Annotated in this window: 16 protein-coding genes; 7 read left to right on the forward strand and 9 right to left on the reverse strand. The window is 60.5% G+C overall.

Annotation, left to right across the window (positions count from 1 at the left end; genetic code table 11):
- The first annotated feature begins 24 nt into the window (after window positions 1–24).
- From AC5SEO_RS06730 to AC5SEO_RS06745, 4 genes are all read left to right on the forward strand, one after another.
- Entirely contained in the window at window positions 25–795 is a 771-nt protein-coding gene (locus tag AC5SEO_RS06730; protein WP_019564225.1) for an SDR family NAD(P)-dependent oxidoreductase, read from the forward strand.
- The gene (locus AC5SEO_RS06735; protein ID WP_113555979.1) at window positions 795–1,709 is read left to right on the forward strand and encodes a 2-dehydro-3-deoxygalactonokinase; all 915 of its coding nucleotides are present in this window, start codon (window positions 795–797) and stop codon (window positions 1,707–1,709) included. The genes AC5SEO_RS06730 and AC5SEO_RS06735 overlap by 1 nt, the downstream gene beginning before the upstream one ends.
- A 77-nt stretch (window positions 1,710–1,786) precedes the next feature.
- On the forward strand, window positions 1,787–2,416 hold the full coding sequence (locus AC5SEO_RS06740; protein WP_111796236.1) for a 2-dehydro-3-deoxy-6-phosphogalactonate aldolase: 630 nt from the start codon (window positions 1,787–1,789) through the stop codon (window positions 2,414–2,416).
- 4 nt (window positions 2,417–2,420) lie between these two features.
- On the forward strand, window positions 2,421–3,308 hold the full coding sequence (locus AC5SEO_RS06745; RefSeq protein WP_141193569.1) for an SMP-30/gluconolactonase/LRE family protein: 888 nt from the start codon (window positions 2,421–2,423) through the stop codon (window positions 3,306–3,308).
- Window positions 3,309–3,402: 94 nt separating this feature from the next.
- Here the strand turns inward: AC5SEO_RS06745 and AC5SEO_RS06750 are convergent, their stop codons facing one another.
- Both AC5SEO_RS06750 and AC5SEO_RS06755 read right to left on the reverse strand, forming a co-directional pair.
- Window positions 3,403–4,755 carry a putative bifunctional diguanylate cyclase/phosphodiesterase gene (locus AC5SEO_RS06750; RefSeq protein WP_174068028.1) on the reverse strand — a complete coding sequence of 451 codons (1,353 nt, stop codon included), beginning with the start codon at window positions 4,753–4,755 and terminating at the stop codon, window positions 3,403–3,405.
- 142 nt (window positions 4,756–4,897) lie between these two features.
- On the reverse strand, window positions 4,898–6,517 hold the full coding sequence (locus AC5SEO_RS06755) for a response regulator (RefSeq protein WP_162633856.1): 1,620 nt from the start codon (window positions 6,515–6,517) through the stop codon (window positions 4,898–4,900).
- A 407-nt stretch (window positions 6,518–6,924) separates the two neighbouring features.
- Here AC5SEO_RS06755 and mutL point away from each other — a divergent pair, with 407 nt between their 5' ends.
- Together mutL and AC5SEO_RS06765 are read left to right on the forward strand one after the other, a co-directional pair.
- Entirely contained in the window at window positions 6,925–8,745 is a 1,821-nt protein-coding gene (mutL, locus tag AC5SEO_RS06760) for a DNA mismatch repair endonuclease MutL (RefSeq protein WP_003519052.1), read from the forward strand.
- A 151-nt stretch (window positions 8,746–8,896) separates the two neighbouring features.
- On the forward strand, window positions 8,897–9,118 hold the full coding sequence (locus AC5SEO_RS06765; protein ID WP_003519053.1) for a DUF2093 domain-containing protein: 222 nt from the start codon (window positions 8,897–8,899) through the stop codon (window positions 9,116–9,118).
- Between the two features lie 130 nt (window positions 9,119–9,248).
- On the opposite strand, the gene lpxK is transcribed toward AC5SEO_RS06765, so the two are convergent.
- The 6 genes from lpxK to AC5SEO_RS06795 all read right to left on the reverse strand — a co-directional run bounded on the left by lpxK (window position 9,249) and on the right by AC5SEO_RS06795 (window position 15,273).
- The gene (lpxK, locus tag AC5SEO_RS06770; RefSeq protein WP_174068027.1) at window positions 9,249–10,295 is read right to left on the reverse strand and encodes a tetraacyldisaccharide 4'-kinase; all 1,047 of its coding nucleotides are present in this window, start codon (window positions 10,293–10,295) and stop codon (window positions 9,249–9,251) included.
- 164 nt (window positions 10,296–10,459) lie between these two features.
- Window positions 10,460–11,197, reverse strand: a complete 738-nt coding sequence (locus AC5SEO_RS06775) for an HAD family hydrolase (RefSeq protein WP_115064354.1) — start codon at window positions 11,195–11,197, stop codon at window positions 10,460–10,462.
- The gene (waaA, locus tag AC5SEO_RS06780) at window positions 11,191–12,513 is read right to left on the reverse strand and encodes a lipid IV(A) 3-deoxy-D-manno-octulosonic acid transferase (protein WP_004432170.1); all 1,323 of its coding nucleotides are present in this window, start codon (window positions 12,511–12,513) and stop codon (window positions 11,191–11,193) included. Before waaA ends, AC5SEO_RS06775 begins: the two co-directional genes overlap by 7 nt.
- Window positions 12,514–12,728: 215 nt before the next feature.
- Window positions 12,729–12,968, reverse strand: a complete 240-nt coding sequence (locus tag AC5SEO_RS06785) for a DUF4170 domain-containing protein (protein ID WP_019564234.1) — start codon at window positions 12,966–12,968, stop codon at window positions 12,729–12,731.
- Between the two features lie 58 nt (window positions 12,969–13,026).
- Window positions 13,027–13,833 carry a 3'(2'),5'-bisphosphate nucleotidase CysQ gene (locus AC5SEO_RS06790; protein WP_004432172.1) on the reverse strand — a complete coding sequence of 269 codons (807 nt, stop codon included), beginning with the start codon at window positions 13,831–13,833 and terminating at the stop codon, window positions 13,027–13,029.
- Between the two features lie 93 nt (window positions 13,834–13,926).
- On the reverse strand, window positions 13,927–15,273 hold the full coding sequence (locus AC5SEO_RS06795; RefSeq protein WP_174068026.1) for a TldD/PmbA family protein: 1,347 nt from the start codon (window positions 15,271–15,273) through the stop codon (window positions 13,927–13,929).
- A gap of 116 nt (window positions 15,274–15,389) precedes the next feature.
- Between AC5SEO_RS06795 and AC5SEO_RS06800 the strand changes: the two genes are divergently transcribed.
- Window positions 15,390–17,219, forward strand: coding sequence for a monovalent cation:proton antiporter-2 (CPA2) family protein (locus tag AC5SEO_RS06800; protein ID WP_004432178.1), 1,830 nt, complete (start codon window positions 15,390–15,392; stop codon window positions 17,217–17,219).
- Window positions 17,220–17,261: 42 nt separating this feature from the next.
- Here AC5SEO_RS06800 and AC5SEO_RS06805 read toward each other — a convergent pair whose 3' ends face one another.
- Window positions 17,262–18,188 carry a patatin-like phospholipase family protein gene (locus AC5SEO_RS06805; RefSeq protein ID WP_174068025.1) on the reverse strand — a complete coding sequence of 309 codons (927 nt, stop codon included), beginning with the start codon at window positions 18,186–18,188 and terminating at the stop codon, window positions 17,262–17,264.
- Between the last annotated feature and the right edge of the window lie 37 nt (window positions 18,189–18,225).

Consider the following 18,225-nt stretch of genomic DNA (forward strand, 5'->3'; position numbering starts at 1 on the left):
ATCAAGCCCCCACTGGACGAGATGATGCCGATGATGCAAGCCCATTTCCCTGACCTCAAGGACGCGGGCGTGCTCGTCACCGGCGGCGGCTCCGGCATCGGGGCATCGCTGGTGGAGGCCTTTGCGGCGCAGGGCGCGAGGGTCGCGTTCATCGACATCGCCGAAGAGCCGAGTGTGGCGCTCGTTGCGCGGCTTGCTCATGCCGCACGCCATCCGGTCCATTTCTTCAAGACCGACCTGCGCGACATTGCGGCGACCCGGCAGAGCGTGGAGGCGGCAGCAGCTGCAACCGGCGGCATCAAGGTGCTCGTCAACAATGCCGCATGGGACGACCGCCACGACATCGATACCGTCACAGAAGCCTATTGGGATGCCAATCAGGCCGTCAATCTCAAGCAGATGTTCTTCACGGTTCAGGCCGCCTTGCCACATCTGCGGCAGGCGCAGGACGCAGCCATCATCAATTTCTCCTCGATTTCGTTTTTGCTGAACATGGGCGAGCTTCCTTCTTATGCGGCAGCCAAGGCCGGCATCATCGGCCTGACGAAAAGCCTGGCCGGACGGTTGGGGCCGGAAAATATCCGCGTCAACACGTTGCTGCCGGGCATGATCGTGACGGAACGGCAGAAAGAATTGTGGCTGACGGACGACGACGTCACCTCGACCACGGCACGGCAATGTCTCAAGCGCACGCTTGTCGCCGCCGATCTGGTGGGTCCGTGCCTGTTTCTCGCATCATCGGCATCGAGCGCGATCACCGCGCAATCCATAATCGTAGACGGAGGCCTGTTATAATGTCTGAACCCGCTTTTATCGCCGTCGACTGGGGCACGACCAGTTTCCGGCTCTGGCTGCTCAGCCGGTCCGGCGCGGTGCTGGCTGAGCGCAGAAGTTCTGAAGGCATGACGACGGCCATGCGGACCGGCTTTACAGAGGTGCTGCAATCGCATCTCGATGCCATCGGTGCACCGGAAAAACTGCCGGTTCTTATCTGCGGCATGGCGGGTGCGCGGCAGGGCTGGGTGGAGGCCGGTTATATCGACGTGCCTGCATCGCTTTCAGCGGTTCTCGATGGTGCGGTGCGCGTGCCGGGTCAGGAGCGGGATGTCCGCATTCTGCCGGGGTTGGCGCAGCGGGACAAAAACGCACCTGATGTGATGCGTGGCGAAGAAACGCAATTGCTCGGTGCACTCAGCTCCGCCGGTGGCGGCAGGAAGCTGGTCTGCATGCCCGGCACCCATTCCAAATGGGTAACGGTGGATGGCAGCGACGTGACGGGCTTTGCCACCTTCATGACCGGTGAGTTGTTCGAGGTCATCTCGAAACAGACCATCCTTTCCCATGCGGTGTCGGAAGCCGAAGCCTTTACCGGCGAGCACGAGGTATTCAGGGCGGCGGTGCGTGACGTCTATGCCAATCCGCAGCTCGCCACCAACCGTCTGTTCACCCTGCGCTCTGGACAATTGTTGCACGGCCTCACCGCGACAGACGCCAAGGCCAAGCTTTCCGGCATCATGATCGGACTGGAAATCGCCGGTTCGCATTCCTCCGTACGGCGGGACACGCCGGTGGTGCTGATCGGCTCCGGCGCGCTCGGTGCGCTTTACGAGGGTGCATTCGCAGCCCTTGAGATTCAATATACTGTCATCGACGCAGACGAGGCCGTTCGGCGCGGGTTGTTAGCCGCCGCAAATGCCATCTGGTCATAGATTATTCAGTGGAGCGGAATTCCAGGCGAAAACCGCTACCGCTTTTCGCCATCCCGCTCAAGGACGAAAGACCCACCATGCGTATCCCCTTCCCCGCCATGAAATATCCGCTGATCGCCATCCTGCGCGGCCTTAAACCCGAGGAAACCGAAGGCGTCGTCGGCGCGCTGATCGAGACCGGCTTCCGCGCCATCGAAATCCCGCTCAATTCGCCCGATCCGTTCCGCTCGATCGAGATCGCCGCGAAGATGGCGCCCGCCGATTGCCTGATCGGCGCCGGCACCGTGCTCAGCACGGAAGACGTGGATGCGCTGGACGCCGCCGGTGGCAAGCTGATGGTCAGCCCCAACGCCGATGCCGACGTCATCACCGCCGCGCGCGTCAAGGGCATGGTGACGATGCCGGGCGTTCTGACTCCGACCGAGGCTTTGGTTGCCGCAAAAGCCGGGGCAACCGGGCTGAAGTTCTTTCCCGCCAGCATCATCGGCCCGTCCGGCATCAATGCGATCCGGACGATCCTGCCGAAGGATCTGGTCATTGCCGCCGTCGGTGGCGTCTCGGACAAGAATTTCGCCGACTATACCAACGCCGGCATCCTCGCTTTCGGGCTTGGCACCAGTCTCTACAAGCCCGGCATGACGGCCGCGGAGGTGCGCGAGCGCGCCATCGTCACACTTTCGGCCTATGATGCAGCAATTGGAGGATAAAAGCATGGCGACCGTTTTTCCCTTTGCCGGACGTGTTCTTGACGAAACGCCGATGACGCTTGGCGAAGGCCCGACTTTCGACCCGGCGACCGGCACGGCCTGGTGGTTCAATATCATCGGGCGCGAACTGCATGAATTGCATCTCGCTTCCGGCCGCAAAACGGTGCACGCCCTGCCCTTCATGGGCAGCGCACTGGCGAAAATCAGCGACCACAAGCAATTGATCGCGTCCGATGACGGCCTTTTCCTTCGCGATACGGCAACCGGCGTGTTGACGCTGCATGCGGAGCTTGAAAATGACATGCCCGACAACCGCTCCAATGACGGGCGTATGCATCCCTCGGGCGCGCTGTGGATCGGCACCATGGGCCGCAAGGCGCAAATCGGCGCGGGCAGCATCTACCACGTTGCCAGGGGAACCGTGACCAAGCTGTTTGCCGATGTCAGCATTCCAAATTCGATCTGCTTTTCGCCCGATGGCGCGACCGGATATTACGTCGACACCAAGGTCAACGAGCTTATGAAGGTGCCGCTCGATGCCGAGACGGGACTTCCCACCGGCAAGGCAGAGGTGTTCATTGACACCGCCGGCATCGACGGTGGCGTAGACGGATCGGTCTGCGATGCGGAAGGGCATATCTGGAACGCCCGCTGGGGGATGGGTGCGGTCGATCGTTACGATGCCGACGGCAACCACATCGAACGCTATCTGGTGCCAGCGGGACAGACGACCTGCCCGGCCTTCATCGGCCCCGATGCGTCGCGCCTTCTCGTCACATCCGCCCGCGAAAATCTTGACGACGACGCCATTGCCGCCAATCCGCAGCATGGAAAGACATTCGAGCTCGGGATTGAGGTGAAGGGCAGGTTCGAGCCGCTCTACCGGTTGTGAAGCGCGGCGCGTGCCGCCTTCTCATTCCTGTGCTCGTCACAGGGATGAGGTTGGGGAGGTCCCTAGAGCCTCATGTGCAAGGCCATTCCATTTCTCAGGGAATATCCGACAGGATCTCGCGATAGTTTTCGTGAAGGTAACGCTGCGTGGCGGCGGCATCGGCGGGGCGGCCGTAAAAATAGCCCTGCCCCATAGCGCAGCCGAGCGCGCGCAGTTTTTCCTCTTCCGCCTGCTCCTCGATACCCTCCGCGACGACCTCGAGATCAAGCCCTTCGCACATGGCGACGATGGCCTTGATGATATGTTCCGAAGGACGGTCGCTGCTGATGCGGGAGACAAAGGCGCGGTCGATCTTGACCTTGTCGAAGGTGAAGTCGCGCAGGCGGCCAAGGCTCGACTGGCCGGTGCCAAAATCGTCAAGAGAGATACGAACACCCGCACCCTGCAATTCGCTGATGATGCGCTGCGCGGTATCGGCGGATGTCATGACAGCGGTTTCGGTGATTTCAAGCTCCAGCCGGTGCGGATCAAGGCCGACACGCGACAGGATGGACAGAATATTATCCGTTGTGCCGGGATCCATCAATTGCGCGGACGACAGGTTGAAGGACAGGAAAAGCTCTCGCGGCCAGAACAGCGCCGCTTCCGCCGCCTTCCTCAGCAGCGCTTCCGACAGCGCGTCGATGAAACCGCGTTCTTCGGCCAGCGGCACGAAAACGGCGGGCGACACGAAACCGAGATCGGGGTCGTTCCAGCGGGCGAGTGCCTCGAAACCGATGACCTTCGCTTCTTCCAGCCTGACGATGGGCTGGAAATGCACGTCGATCGCATCGGTGATGATGGCGTTACGCAACGCCTGTTCCAGCTGGGTGGCGCGCTTCATTTCCTGCGCAATCTCGCGCGAATAGACCGTTATCTGGCCACGGCCACGGCGCTTGGAGCGGTAAAGCGCAGTCTCGGCGCTTTTCAGCAAATCCTCGAAATCATCGCCGGCGAAGGGATAGATGGCAAAACCGAAGGAGGAGGAAAGCCGCACGTTGCGGTCGCCGAGATCGTAAGGCGCAGAAAGCACGTCCTTGATCATGTTGCCGATGCGCTCTGCGCCGGTGCGTTCGAATACCAGCGGCAGCACGAAGGCGAACTCGTCGCCATCATGGCGCGTCACGGCGGCGCCATCGGGAATGCAAGCCTTCAGCCGATGCGCGACCTGGCACAAAATCTCGTCGCCCGCCTGCACGCCGAAAAGATCGTTGATGGGTTTGAAGCCGTCAATATTCGCAATGCCGACGGTGAAGGGCGCGGGATCGCTGGAACGCTCGCTGGCGAGCATGCGGATCTTGTCCCGCAAACGGTAACGATTGCCAAGCCCCGTCAGCGGATCGCTGTAAGCCATCGCCTGCAGCTCGTTCTGGCTGACGTGCAACGCCTGCGGCTCTGCCCGTTTCATTCCTGCATCTCGTGAATCCCGTGTCGACCGCGATCACAATGCAGGGCAAGTATTAAAAAAGCCATAGAACCGCGCACCGAAAATGCGGCGGCGTCTCCGCAATGCCAGCGGCTCGAACACAAAAAGCTGAAATGGAGGAGCTTCAGGCTTGCAGCCGCAGGGCATCCTTGCCGAAAAGGCGCAGGAAAACGGCATCGACCATATCGGGACTGACGGGTTTCAGCAGCATGTCTTCCATGCCCGCCGCCAGGCATTTGTCGAGATCGCCCTCGAAAGCGTGGGTGATGACGCCGACGATGGGAATGCGCTCGTCGCCGGCCAGTGCACGCATACGGCGGGCGACCTCAAAACCGTCGATATCGCCAAGCGTGGTGTCGAGCAGGACGACGGACGGCGCCTGTTCCTCAAAAAGACGCAACGCCTCCTCACCCGACGTGGCAAGCCGCCAGGACAGCCCCAATCCCTCAAGGATTTGTGAGAAGACGATCTGGTTGACCCTGTTGTCCTCAACGAGAAGTATCTCGCAGACGCCGCCAGTCTTGAGGATTTTGGGCAGGTCCTCGGTCATGATCTCCCAGTCCTCGTCGGAGGACTTTTCCTTCGGAGACGATTTGAGGCCGACGGCGAGATAATGCAGCAGCGAAGCGTCGATCTCCTCTTCCTCGATGGTGACGACCGGCAGGTCATGCGCAGCCGCGATATCGAGGCATGTAACGCTCATCTGGGCGTCGACAACGACGACATCGATGCCGACGCCTGCGGAAGCGGCGATATCGATGAAACTACGCTGTTCTTCCTCGCTCCTCACCACGGCATGATCCATGCCGCTCGCGGCAAGCCGGTGGCAGGCGGCTTCGGCAAAGCGCCCGTTTCCGGAAACCACCAGCACCGCCTTGCTTTTCAGCAGACCGCCTGCGGAATCGCGATCTTCATCCTTACCATAGGTGGAGGCGACGAAATCGACATGTTCGAGCGAGGGGATGACGGGCATGCCGTTTGCGTCGATGGTGGCGAGCGCGGTCACGTCCTCCATCGTCGTGACCAGAAAATGCCGGCCAGGCCGACCCACCCGCTGCTTGCGGGTAATCGTCAGCACCTCTTCACCATTCGCGCGCCTCACCCTTTCGGGAAGGATACTCGGCGTGCCGCTGTCCAGCACCATGCGATCGGCAGCGTCGATCCGGCCTGCGACCTGGCGCGAATGCAGGTCGAAAACCGTGCGGCCGAGAATGCTCTCTGCACTGGTCTCGACCATGGTGCAGGCGGCTTTATTTACGGCGACATAGGCGAGGTTCCGGTCCTTGACGAGGACCGGAAACGGCAGATTGTCGAGAATGTCTTCGATCAGCTGCACGCGTTCGAGGTCGATGCGCCACTGTTCTTCTCTTTTCTTCTGTTCGGAAATATCGGCAACGACGCTGATGCCCAGCCCGGAAGGCAGGCGGTTCATGACGAAGCGCAGGAAGCGCTCCCCCTTCAGCCGCTCGGTTTTTTCAGACCTTTCCTTCCAGTGCAGCGCCAGCCGCTCGCCGATCCATTCCTCGCGTCCCAGCTGCCGGGCATTGGCGGACAGGCTTTCCGCTTCCAGAAGATAACAATCGTAAAGCGCGCTCAGATAGTCGCGCAGCCGCGCGCCCGGCCCGATAACGGCCTCTTGCAGTGGAAAAAAACTCAAAAGCTTCCGGCTTGCGAAAACGATGTGATCGTTCCGGTCGTAAACGACGATCGCCGCGCCAAGCGCGTCGCAAAGGGCATCAAGCATCACCGTATGAACGCCCGCGCCGGAGGACGCCAAATCACTCAACTGCAAACTCCCACCTGTTTTCAGGGTCAGGCTTATGTTTCTATTGGAATCGTCCGAGGCAAATGCCGGGATGAAACGGTAAATTCCGCAAAAGAGACATCAGGGTTCGCTACTTGAAGCAGTCTTGAGGGGAAGATGACGTTCACCCATATACGACGTCACACCACCCGGCGAAGGGGGGCCTCGTTCCTGCAGTCATTTCAAGCCGCCTCACCATATGCAAGGCCGATTAAAGGCGGATTAACGCTTAACCTGACGTTGAACGGAAATGATCAAACGCCGGGCAGGCCGCAAAACATGTACAAACTTTCACGACTTGAGTTTTTTGCTTTCGAAGCCGTGACGAATCCGCGAAAATGACGATCATGGCCATCAAGCAGCTTTCAGAAACCCTCATCAACCAGATCGCCGCCGGCGAGGTCATCGAAAGACCCTCCAGCGCCACGAAGGAGCTGGTGGAAAACGCCATCGACGCGGGCGCAACGCGCATCGAGATCGCCACGGCGGGCGGCGGCAAGGGACTGGTGCGCATCACCGATAACGGCTCCGGCATGTCGCCTGCCGATCTGGAGCTTGCGGTCCGGCGCCATTGCACCTCGAAAATATCCACCACGCTTGACGATATCCGCACGCTTGGCTTTCGCGGCGAGGCCCTGCCCTCCATCGGCTCGGTTGCCAAGCTTTCCATCACCAGCCGGCAACACGGCGCAGAACAGGGTTCGGTGATCTCCGTCACCGGCGGCAAAGTCTCCGAGGTCCGGCCCGCCGCTGCCAATGCCGGCACCATCGTCGAGGTGCGCGACCTGTTTTTCGCGACGCCCGCACGGCTGAAATTCCTGAAGACGGAGCGAGCGGAGGCAGCCGCCATTACCGAAGTCGTCAAGCGGATGGCAATTGCCTTTCCGCATATCCGCTTCGTGCTGTCAGGCACCGACCGCTCCACGCTTGAAATCCCCTCCACCGGCGACGATCACCTTGCCCGCATGGCGCAGATTCTCGGTGCCGAGTTCAAGGACAACGCCATCGAAATCGATGCCGGGCGCGAGGATGTAACGCTCTCCGGTTTTGCCGGCGTGCCGACCTTCAACCGCGGCAACTCGGCGCATCAATATGTCTTCGTCAACGGTCGCCCGGTGCAGGACAAATTGCTGTTGTCCGCCATTCGCGGTGCCTATGCCGAAACCGTACCGCACGGGCGATATCCGGTCGCGGTGCTGTCCCTGACGCTCGATCCCGCCTTTGTCGACGTGAACGTGCATCCGGCGAAATCAGATGTGCGCTTCCGCGATCCCGGTCTCGTTCGCGGGCTGATCGTCGGTGCGATCCGCCAGGCGCTGACTCGTGACGGTGACAGGGCGGCGACGACTGGTGCCAGCCAGATGATGAACGCCTTTCGCCCCGGCTACAGCCCGTCCAATCTCCGACCGTCTGCCGCTGCGACATGGTCCGCCGCGGCCTCGCCTTCCCGACCGCTTGCCATTTCCGGGAACATGCAATTTGCCGAGGCCGTGCAATCGCGCTTTTCCGACATCACCATGCCGACCGCGCGGGCAGAACCCAGCGAGGTTTACGAGGCCTCGGCAAGCCCGTCGCTGGAACCGTCACAATATCCGCTCGGCGCCGCGCGGGCGCAGTTGCACCAAAATTACATCGTCGCGCAGACGGAAGACGGCCTCGTCATCGTCGACCAGCATGCGGCGCATGAACGGCTCGTGTTTGAGGAAATGCGCAATGCGCTGCATTCCAGACGCCCGCCTTCACAGGTGCTGCTCATTCCTGAGATCATCGACCTTCCCGAAGAGGATTGCGACCGGCTGATGGACCATGCGGCTGGTTTCGATGCGCTGGGACTGGTCATCGAGCGTTTCGGGCCGGGGGCGGTCGCGGTTCGCGAAACGCCGGCGATGCTTGGCGAGGTCAACGTGCAGGGGTTGGTGCGGCAGCTTGCCGACGAGATCGCTGAATGGGACGCTGCCTCCACGCTTGCCAACAAGCTGGAATATGTCGCCGCCACCATGGCTTGCCACGGCTCGGTGCGTTCAGGGCGGCGCATGCGGCCGGAGGAGATGAACGCGCTTTTAAGGCAGATGGAAAACACGCCGGGTTCAGGACAGTGCAATCACGGTCGTCCGACCTATATTGAGCTAAAACTTTCCGATATAGAACGTCTCTTCGGCCGAAGCTGAGCCTTAACCCCGGGGGCAAGCAGGCAGGGCTGGCCTTGGGCGTAGCTCAGCGATATAAATTCAAGGGACTGGAGCATCCGGATTGTTCAGGAGAACGCTACGCCGTTTCGGGCTGGATGCACTGACAGGACATAGCAGGAGACGAAAACGGATGAACAGATTTGAGGGAGGCGGAAACCGCATCGCCGTCATCGAATATCTCGACGGTGACTTCCGGATCGTGCAGACTGGCTCGCATGTCATATGCGCCATCACCGGCAAGACCATTCCGGTCGACGAGCTGCGCTACTGGAGCGTCGCCCGGCAGGAAGCCTATGTGGATGCCAGCGCCTCACTGGAGGCAGAGCGCAAGGCTGGTAATTTGCCCGCCTGATCAGGCGCGGAAGCACGCCCGAAATGGCCGCGTGTGCGAATTCTTCTTTTCGCGCTGAGGGCTGCTCAATTCCTGTGACAAGCACAGGAATGAGGGGGTGAGTGCCCGGCGGCTTGCGTTCCGAGATGCTCTAAATTGACGTCCGCGCATTTTCCCGCAGCAAACGGGTGCGGCAATTCCGCACCGCCGTCTCGATAATCGTTGTGGCCGCATTGGGATCGTCGAACACCATGTCGACCTCGATCACCAGGCTGTTCCACAGCAATTCTTCCGCACGGCCATGGTGCCCGTTAAGACGCACGGCGTCCTTGGCCGTTGTCACCAGCTGCAAGTTTTCCTTATCCGCGTCCTGCAGAAGATCGGCGATCTCGTCATCGCTGAAATGGTGATGGTCAGGAAAGGAGCGCTGCAGCACGATTTCGCCACCAAGCCCCTCGACAGTTCGGAAAAACTTGGCGGGATCGGCGATACCAGCATAGGCCAGCACGCGCCTTCCCCTGAAATCCTGCGGTTCCTGCGGCTTTATCGCCGCGACGAAAACCGGTTTGGCGGCCTTTGCCGCGGTTCTGACCAGCGGATCGGCCGCATGGCCGTTACCGACCTTCAAGAGTCCGGTCATATGCCGCATCTGTTCGGCAAGCGGCGCCCGGACCGGGCCGCCCGGCACAAGATGGCCGTTGCCGATGCCACGCACCGTATCGATAACGACCAACGCATAATCCAGCGTCAGGCGTGCGCTCTGGAAGCCATCATCCATGATGATGAGATCCACGCCCTCCTTCACCAGCCGATGTGCACCTTCCACCCGCTTGCGGGAGATGACCGTCACCGCCTCGCGGGCAAGCAGCAGGGGTTCATCGCCGACATCAGCGGAGCGGTGCTGCGCGGGATCGACGAGGGTGGTGGCATCAAGTGTGCCGCCATAACCACGGCTCAGGAAGCCGGGTTTCAGGCCCTTTGCGGTGGCGGCTCGGGCGATTGCCATTGCGGTCGGCGTCTTTCCTGCACCACCCACGGTGAAGTTGCCGATGCAGATGACCGGAACGGGAACGCTCGCCCGTTTTGCCGTGCGCATCCGCCGGCCGGCAACATTGCCGTAGAGAAGGGAAAACGGTGATAACAGCCAGGCTTGCCAGCCTGCTTTCTGCCACCAGAAAGGCGGCGCTTCAGAAACCATATATGCCTGCTCCCGGCCGCATCACCCACGGCATTGCGCTTAAATTCGATAAGTCACATGGGTATTTGCCAGAAAAAACCCTGAATTGCAAAACCCGGCTATACATGCGCAGCTTGTCTCTTCCCATCTTGTGCGACAAGTGGCGCGCACTGCGGGGACATGACCTAAACAACGCGTTCCGGAAGCAGGGTTTCCAGCGCGGTAATATCATCGAAACAATAATGGGCGTCGGCGCCAAGGCTTTCGCGCGAGCCGGTTCCGGTGAGAACGGCAATGCGCAATCCTGCGCCGGCATTTCTCGCCATGTGCAGATCGTGATTATTGTCGCCGACCACTGCCACGCGTGCAGGCGCAAGACCAATCGCGTCGCAGAAACCGAGAACCATGCCGGGTTGCGGCTTCGTGCCGTAACCGCTGTCATAACCCGCGACGAAATCGACATCGCTTTCGAAACCGAAACGGATCGCCGTCTGGCGGATGGATTTTTCGTTGTCGCTGGAGGCGATGCCAAGCTTGTAGCCGCGTGCCTTGAGCCTTGCGAAAAATGCCTTGAGATCGGTGACCGGCACGGATTTATCCGCTGCTTCAGTGAATAGCCGGTCGAGCCGCGCAGTCAACTCCACGACATCGCAAGGCGAACCGGCGGCGACGAGACCGGCAGCTATCTCCGCCGTATTGCCGGCAGCCAAAAGACTGTCGGGCACCACATGCCCGGTAACCGGATCCATGCCGCAGGCGGCGAGAAGCTGGTCCGCAAGAACGGGATCGCCCTTGGCGGCAATCGCCGCAAGTTCACGGTTCACCGGCCCCCAGCTTGCGTCATAACCCAACAGCGTACCGTCCTTGTCGAAAAGGACTGCGGCAATCGATTGGGTCGCATCAATCTCCATATCCGCTACCATGAACCGATGGCACTCCGCGGTTGCAGCTTGGCGGTGACTGTGAGCGGGTTGATGTAGGGCTCCAGCGCCTTGACGGTGGCGGAAAGCGCGCCGCGCATGTCCTGAATGACCCGGTTGCCGGCATCGATCATCTTGTAGCGTTCATTGTCGTTGACCAAGAGGTAATGCACCGCCTTGGCCAGCATCTCGACATCGCGGACGATGCGCCCGCCGCCGGCGCGGATCAGCTTCTGATAGGCCTCGCGGAAATTCTGTACATGCGCGCCTGACAGTACGGCGCAGCCCAGCATTGCCGGCTCCAGCGGGTTCTGCCCACCCTCGGCCGTCAGCGAACGGCCGACGAAGGCAAGTTCGGTGAGCCTCAGGTAAAGCCCCATTTCGCCAATGGAATCCCCGAGGAAGATATCGGTTTCCGGCGTGATCACGTCGTTGCGACTTCTGCGCGCCACGGTCAACCCCATGCCCTTCAGCATGGCTTCCACGTCGTCGCCGCGCTCGGGGTGGCGCGGCACGATGATGGTCAATTGACCGTTGCGCGACTTGATCGCCGCATGCACGGTGGCTGCTGCCTTCTCTTCACCGTCGAAGGTGGAGATCGCCGCCCATGTCTTGCGGGTGCCGATCTGCCTGCGATAGTGCTCGAGCAGAGCTTCGTCGCAAGGCGGCGGATCCGTATCGCCCTTGAGGTTGCCGGATATAACCACCGGCCAGGAGCCGAGATCACGGAAGCGTTCAGCATCGACATCGGATTGCGCAACCACCAGCGCCAGCTTGGAGAACAGCGATTCCGCAATGTCGTGCCGGTTGTTCCAGCGGTCGAAGGAACGGTCTGAGAGCCGCGCATTCACCCGGATCTGCGGAATGTGCCGGCGCTCCAGCTCCATCATCGTCACCGGCCAGATTTCTGATTCAGCGGTGATGGCGGCATCCGGTGCCCAGTAGGCGAGGAAACGGTTGACCGCGATCTTGATGTCGAGCGGCACATATTGGTGGATCACATCATCGCCAAGCCGGGTACGGGTCAGCTCGGCCGAGGTGACGGTGCCTGTGGTCAAAAGCACGAAGATATCGCGCTTGCGTATTTCGCGGATCAGCGGAATGAGGGCGAGCGTTTCGCCGACACTTGCGGCATGGAACCAGACGAGCGGGCCACGGGGGCGCTCCGCGCTGGCGTATCCGAAACGTTCTAGACGGCGGCGCTTGTCTTCCTTGCCCTTTGCGGCCCGATAGGAAAGATAAGGCCGTGCAAACGGATAAGCGGCGATACCGGCAATCCTGTAACCGGAAAGAGCGAAACGTGCGATACGGCTGCTCATGACATTCTGCCCTTGATCATTCCGCGCAATGCCCTGCCCCTGTTCTTTGTTGTTATCGCCGCCTACTTCTTCTCAAATTGCGTCATTTTTTATCATCGGAAACAAAAGCGCGATCACGTTTTCTCGCAACCGAATTTCCTGCCTGCCATTCCGGGCAGGAATCACGGGAAAACTCGCCTTCACCCAATAGTATTACAACGCAAGGGCAAAAGGACTCAATTTTTATCGTCGGGATTGAGAAGACGGTGCATATGCACGATAAAATAACGCATATGGGCGTTATCAACAGTCATCTGCGCCTTGGATCTCCACGCGGTCAGCGCGGAAGCGTAGTCAGGATAGATGCCGACGATATCGAGCGCATTCAAATCCCGGAACTGAACATCCTGAAGATTTTCCAGTTCGCCGCCGAACACAAGGTGCAGCAGCTGTTTCTGTTTGCCAGATTCCGTCATGTCTTGTCTCTTTCTTAAGCTCTGAGAGCCCCTCATCTGCGGGATTTCCGGGCAAACGTCAACCATCGGACAGATGTGAAAACGCTTTCAAAAGCGCGGGAAGCGCATATTCTGCTGCAGCGCACAATGCGGGGTGGTTTACCTCGCGGCGATTATACATCAGGGGTTTTCCATCAAGTCCGACCAGACTGCCGCCTGCCCTTTCGAGGATAAGGTCTGCGGCGGCCAGATCCCACTCGTGCGAGTTCGCCTTGACCAGCGTTCCATCGATGCGGCCATCCGCCACCATCGCCAGCCGGTAGGCGAGCGAGGGCACATGCGGAATGCGCTTGACGGTGCTGCGCACCTCTTCCGGCAGATGCGTAATCACGTCTTCCGGTGCGGCCAGATGGAAGACGCCGGTGTTTTCGCGGGCGGCTGAAATCGGCTTGCCGTTCTTCAGCGCTTCGCCGCCTTCAAGCGCGGTGAATTCCTCTGCGAGTGCAGGCGCAACAAGGGCGGCAACGACCGGTCGCCCCTCATGCACCACCGCGACGCTGACGCACCAGGTATCCCGCCCACCGATGAAGGCGCGCGTTCCGTCGATGGGATCGATGACGAAGACGGTGGAGCGGGCCAGCCTTGTCGTATCGTCATCCGTCTCTTCCGACAGCCAGCCATATTCCGGCCGGGCGGTACGCAGGATGGTTTCGAGAATTTCGTTTGCCGCGTAATCGGCCGCGCTGACCGGTGAAAGCCCGCCATTCTTCCACCAGACCTCGGGGTCCTTGCGGAAGAAACCGAGGGCCGTCTCGCCCGCCTTGCGTGCGGCTTCGAGGACCAGCCTCAGATCGGAAGCCCAGCGGGCCTCAGCCATATCGTTCATTTTGCCGTCTTTTCCGCGCGCCTCATACGGCGCGCCTGTTTTTCCCTTCGCACTTGCACACAAAGTGCTGGCGAAAACAACCCGCAGGTCGCCTCACTTGCCCGCTATCGTCATGCCTTCGATAGCAAGTGTCGGTGCTGCGACACCGTATTTACGGTCGATATCGTTAGCCGGCGTGACACGCATGAACATGTCCTTCAGGTTCGAAGCGATGGTGACCTCGGAAACCGCGAAGGATTTTTCACCATTCTCGATCCAGAAGCCGCTCGCACCGCAGCTATATTCACCTGTGAGCATGTTGGCGCCGTGGCCAATCAATTCGGTGACGTAAAAGCCGGTTCCGACGTCCCTCAGCAGATCTTCCGGCGAAATATCGCCTGGCTCCAGCGCGAGATTGGTTGAGGACGGCGATACCGAAGTGCCACCGCGCACGCCGCGACCGTTGGTTTCAAGGCCGAGTTCACGCGCTGCCGAGGTAGAGAGGAACCAATGCTTCAGCACCCCGTCCTCGATCATCGTCATCTTCTCGCCCCGGACACCCTCGCCATCGAAAGGACGCGACGAGGGGCCACGAACGATCTGCGGATCGTCCGTCAGATAAAGGCCCTTTTTCAGAACGTGCTGCCCCATCCTGTCGCGCAGGAAGCTGGTCTTGCGGGCAACGGAAGCGCCATTGATCGCGCCGGCAATGGCGCCGACGAAACCGCGCGCGATGCGGGGATCAAAAACCACGGTAATATTGCTGCCGGTATCGACCTGACGCGGGCCGACCCGCCGCACGACTTTTTCGCCGGCGCGGCGGCCGATCTCTTCGGCTGCATCCAGATCGGCGTAATAGAGGCGGCTGTCGAAATCGTAGTCGCGCTCCATCTTCGTGCCCTCGCCGGCGATGACACTGACGGAACGGCTGAAACGGCTGCCCATGTAGCTGCCGGAAAAACCGTGCGAGGTGGCAAGGACGAGGCCGCCCATGCCGCTCGATGCGCCAGCACCGGAGGAATTGCTGACGCCCTTGACGGCAAGCGCCGCCTCTTCCGAGGCGAGCGCTGCCTCACGCAATTGATCTGTAGAGACCTCGGTCGCATCGAAAAGCTCGAGATCGTCGTAGGAGGTTGCGAGCCGTTCCTTGTCTGCCAGGCAGGCGAAGGGGTCTTCCGGCGAAACCTTCGCCATGGCCACCGCCCGTTCCGCCAGGGTCTTCAGGTCGAAGCCGGGATTGGCCGAAACGCTCGCCACCCGCCGCCCGACGAAAACGCGAAGCGAAAAATCATCGCTTTCGGAGGATTCGGTACTTTCCACCTTGCCAAGCCGGACGCCGACCGATTGCGAGCGAGAGCGGACGACGACGGCATCCGCCTCATCCGCGCCTGCAGCACGGGCAAGATCGACAAGCTCGCTGGCGCGATCGAGAAGTTTGGAAGAATCTATTTCTGAGGACATGAGTTGGCCTTTCATTCCTGTTCCATTTATTGTGCCATCAACCCCGCATCAAGGGCGAAACGCCGCTTTCTCCATCGACAAGGCTTTGTCGCCACCATATTCGAAAGTCAGCCAGCATGACCGAGCACGACGCTCTCTTTTCCGAACCCTTGCTGCTTCTGGCCGGCGCTGTCATCGCGGCGTCGATTTTCCGCAAACTCGGCCTTGGCACCGTGCTCGGTTATCTGGTGGCGGGCATCGTCATCGGGCCGTTCCTGCATCTGGTGACAGACGCGAAAGATATCTTCAACGTCTCGGAACTGGGCGTGGTTTTCCTGCTCTTCATCATCGGCCTCGAACTCAAGCCATCGCGCATATGGCAGATGCGGCGCGATATTTTAGGGCTGGGGCTGGCGCAGGTGCTGGTGACGGGCAGCGTGCTGGCATTGATTGCCTGGTGGGCCGGGCTGATCGACGCGCGCGGCAGCCTCGTTGCGGGTTTCGGCCTTGCACTCTCCTCCACCGCCTTTGCGTTGCAGATTCTTGAAGACGATGGCGACATGAATACGCGGCATGGCAACCGGTCCTTCTCGATCCTGCTGTTTCAGGATCTCGCCATCGTACCGCTTCTCGCCCTTGTCACCATTCTTTCCAACCGCCCGGACGTGCCGACGGATTCGATGGCCTACGATCTCGTCGCCTCCGTTGTCGCGGTGGCGGGCATGGTGTTGGCCGGGCGTTATCTGCTGACGCCGATGTTCCAGATCATCGCCCGCACGGGTGCGCGGGAGGTGATGATCGCCGCCGCCCTCTTCGTCGTCATCGGTGCGGCCGCCATCATGGAGGCGGTTGGGCTTTCGATGGGCATGGGTGCGCTCCTGGCCGGGCTGATGCTGTCGGAATCCTCCTATAGGCACGAGCTGGAAGCGGATATCGAGCCGTTTCGCGGGCTGTTTCTGGCGCTGTTCTTCATGGCTGTCGGCATGTCGCTGCACATCAACATCGTCTACGAGCACATTCTTCTCATCCTGATCGCCGTGCCGGCGATGATGGCTGTGAAGGCGGCCGTAATCTATGGGCTATGCCGCATCGCCGGTTCATCCCGTTATGCATCGAGCCGTATCGCGCTGCTGCTGGCGCAGGGCGGCGAATTCGGTTTCGTGCTGTTTTCCACTGCCGCCGCCTCCCGCCTGTTTCCGCAGGCGACGGCTTCCATCCTTGTCGCCATCGTGACGCTTTCCATGGCGCTGACGCCGCTGCTGGCAGTGGTTTCTCGCCGGCTGACGGCGGAGGATGCCGATGAGGACACGCTGGACGAGGATTTTGACGGGGCTGGCGCCGATGTGCTGATGATCGGCTTTTCGCGCTTCGGCCAGATCGCCTCGCAAATCCTGCTTGCCGGTGGGCGCGACGTGACTGTCATCGACAGTTCGGCTGATCGTGTACGTCAGGCTTCCCGCTTCGGTTTCCGCATCTTTTTTGGCGATGGTACACGCAAGGACGTGTTGATCGCGGCTGGCATAGAGCGCGCCGATCTCGTGGCGGTCTGCACCCATAAAAAGGAAGTCACCGACCGCATCATCGACATGATCCAGTCGGAATTTCCCAGCGTGCGCATCTATGCCCGCTCCTATGACCGCATTCATTCCCTCGATCTCAGGAAAAAGGGCGTGGAATACGAAATCCGCGAGACGCTGGAATCCGGCCTGCTGTTTGGCCGCCGCATTCTGGAAGGGCTGGACATGGACGGCGAAAGGGCGCTTGCCATTTCCGACGACATACGCGAGCGCGACGAGGAGAGATTGCAGCTACAGGCCGTGGAAGGGCTCGCCGCCGGCAGGCAGATGCTGCACAACAAGCCGGTGCGCGAAGTGAAACCCGAGCCACTGATGAAGCCGAAGAACAAGGTGGAAAAGCGCGAGGAAGAAGAGGACGAAGACGAGGGTGAAATAGCAGTCACCCACTAAGCGGCACGCGCTCGCCCATAGCGAATACTCAAGGAGTACCGCTCAAGCCTCCACGCCCTGCCCGCGATGGAACAGTTCCACCTGCATTTCGATCTGCCGTTTCAGATCATCCTTGATCCCGGCGGAAGCGTTCAGCACTTCTTCCGATTTGAGGAAATCCAGCACGCCGAAACGGTGCACCGGTGGGCGCAGGAAAATATGCGGCGGGCGCAATCTGAGTTTCAGGGCAATGGCCGCCTGCATCATCAGCTGACTGGCGCCGAACAGGCTGTCCAGCCGGTTCGGCATGGTGGTGCCATCACCTTCAGGGCCGCCAACCACATCGATGCCGACGATGATATCGGCCTGATCCATCAGATGCTCATAGGGCACGGGATTGAAGATGCCGCCATCGATCATGATGCGGCCGTTAACGCGCACCGGCATGAATAGAGCCGGAATAGCCGCAGAAGCCGCCAGCGCCTGAATGATCTCGCCGGTTTCCACCACCACTTCGGTCTGCGCATAATAATCCGTGGTTACCACTTTCAGGGGAATGGCAAGTTCGGAAAAATCCTTCGGCAGGGCCTGCGGCATCAAGGCGTGCAGAATGAGTTCGAGATTGAACTGGCCAAGACGAAAGCCATCGACCGCATGGCGCATGGATGAGGGGCCAAGGCTCCAGAGACGGTTGGCGACCGAACCCTTCCGCCCCATGAGTTCAAGCGTATATTCGCGGATTTCCTTGCCGCTCATGCCGGCCGCCATGCCTGCTGCGATGATGGAGCCGATGGAGGAGCCGGAAAGCGTGACCGGGCGAATGCCTAGTTCGTCGAATGCCTCGATAACGTTGATGTGGCAGATGCCGCGTGCGCCACCGCCGCCAAGCGCCAGGCCGAATGTCGGCTCATGGCCGCTCTCGCGGCTGGCATCGATCGCCTCTTGCCCGGCGTGAACCATTGTGACGCTGTCGTTTAGACCCTGCTCCATGCCAAATACCCAAGACCCTTTCCACGGCAAAGCCTCT

It is taken from the genome of Agrobacterium sp. K11 (genome assembly GCF_059429395.1).

What these genes read in the sequence shown, in the direction of transcription:
- AC5SEO_RS06735 (WP_113555979.1), top strand. Translation starts at nt 795, where the DNA reads ATGTCTGAACCCGCTTTTATCGCCGTCGACTGGGGCACGACCAGTTTC.
- AC5SEO_RS06805 (WP_174068025.1), bottom strand. Translation starts at nt 18,188, where the DNA reads ATGGAGCAGGGTCTAAACGACAGCGTCACAATGGTTCACGCCGGGCAA.
- AC5SEO_RS06785 (WP_019564234.1), bottom strand. Translation starts at nt 12,968, where the DNA reads ATGACGGAATCTGGCAAACAGAAACAGCTGCTGCACCTTGTGTTCGGC.
- AC5SEO_RS06775 (WP_115064354.1), bottom strand. Translation starts at nt 11,197, where the DNA reads ATGGTAGCGGATATGGAGATTGATGCGACCCAATCGATTGCCGCAGTC.
- mutL (WP_003519052.1), top strand. Translation starts at nt 6,925, where the DNA reads ATGGCCATCAAGCAGCTTTCAGAAACCCTCATCAACCAGATCGCCGCC.
- AC5SEO_RS06755 (WP_162633856.1), bottom strand. Translation starts at nt 6,517, where the DNA reads ATGCTTGATGCCCTTTGCGACGCGCTTGGCGCGGCGATCGTCGTTTAC.
- AC5SEO_RS06790 (WP_004432172.1), bottom strand. Translation starts at nt 13,833, where the DNA reads ATGAACGATATGGCTGAGGCCCGCTGGGCTTCCGATCTGAGGCTGGTC.
- AC5SEO_RS06745 (WP_141193569.1), top strand. Translation starts at nt 2,421, where the DNA reads ATGGCGACCGTTTTTCCCTTTGCCGGACGTGTTCTTGACGAAACGCCG.
- waaA (WP_004432170.1), bottom strand. Translation starts at nt 12,513, where the DNA reads ATGAGCAGCCGTATCGCACGTTTCGCTCTTTCCGGTTACAGGATTGCC.
- AC5SEO_RS06795 (WP_174068026.1), bottom strand. Translation starts at nt 15,273, where the DNA reads ATGTCCTCAGAAATAGATTCTTCCAAACTTCTCGATCGCGCCAGCGAG.
- AC5SEO_RS06800 (WP_004432178.1), top strand. Translation starts at nt 15,390, where the DNA reads ATGACCGAGCACGACGCTCTCTTTTCCGAACCCTTGCTGCTTCTGGCC.
- AC5SEO_RS06750 (WP_174068028.1), bottom strand. Translation starts at nt 4,755, where the DNA reads ATGAAACGGGCAGAGCCGCAGGCGTTGCACGTCAGCCAGAACGAGCTG.
- AC5SEO_RS06765 (WP_003519053.1), top strand. Translation starts at nt 8,897, where the DNA reads ATGAACAGATTTGAGGGAGGCGGAAACCGCATCGCCGTCATCGAATAT.
- lpxK (WP_174068027.1), bottom strand. Translation starts at nt 10,295, where the DNA reads ATGGTTTCTGAAGCGCCGCCTTTCTGGTGGCAGAAAGCAGGCTGGCAA.
- AC5SEO_RS06740 (WP_111796236.1), top strand. Translation starts at nt 1,787, where the DNA reads ATGCGTATCCCCTTCCCCGCCATGAAATATCCGCTGATCGCCATCCTG.
- AC5SEO_RS06730 (WP_019564225.1), top strand. Translation starts at nt 25, where the DNA reads ATGCCGATGATGCAAGCCCATTTCCCTGACCTCAAGGACGCGGGCGTG.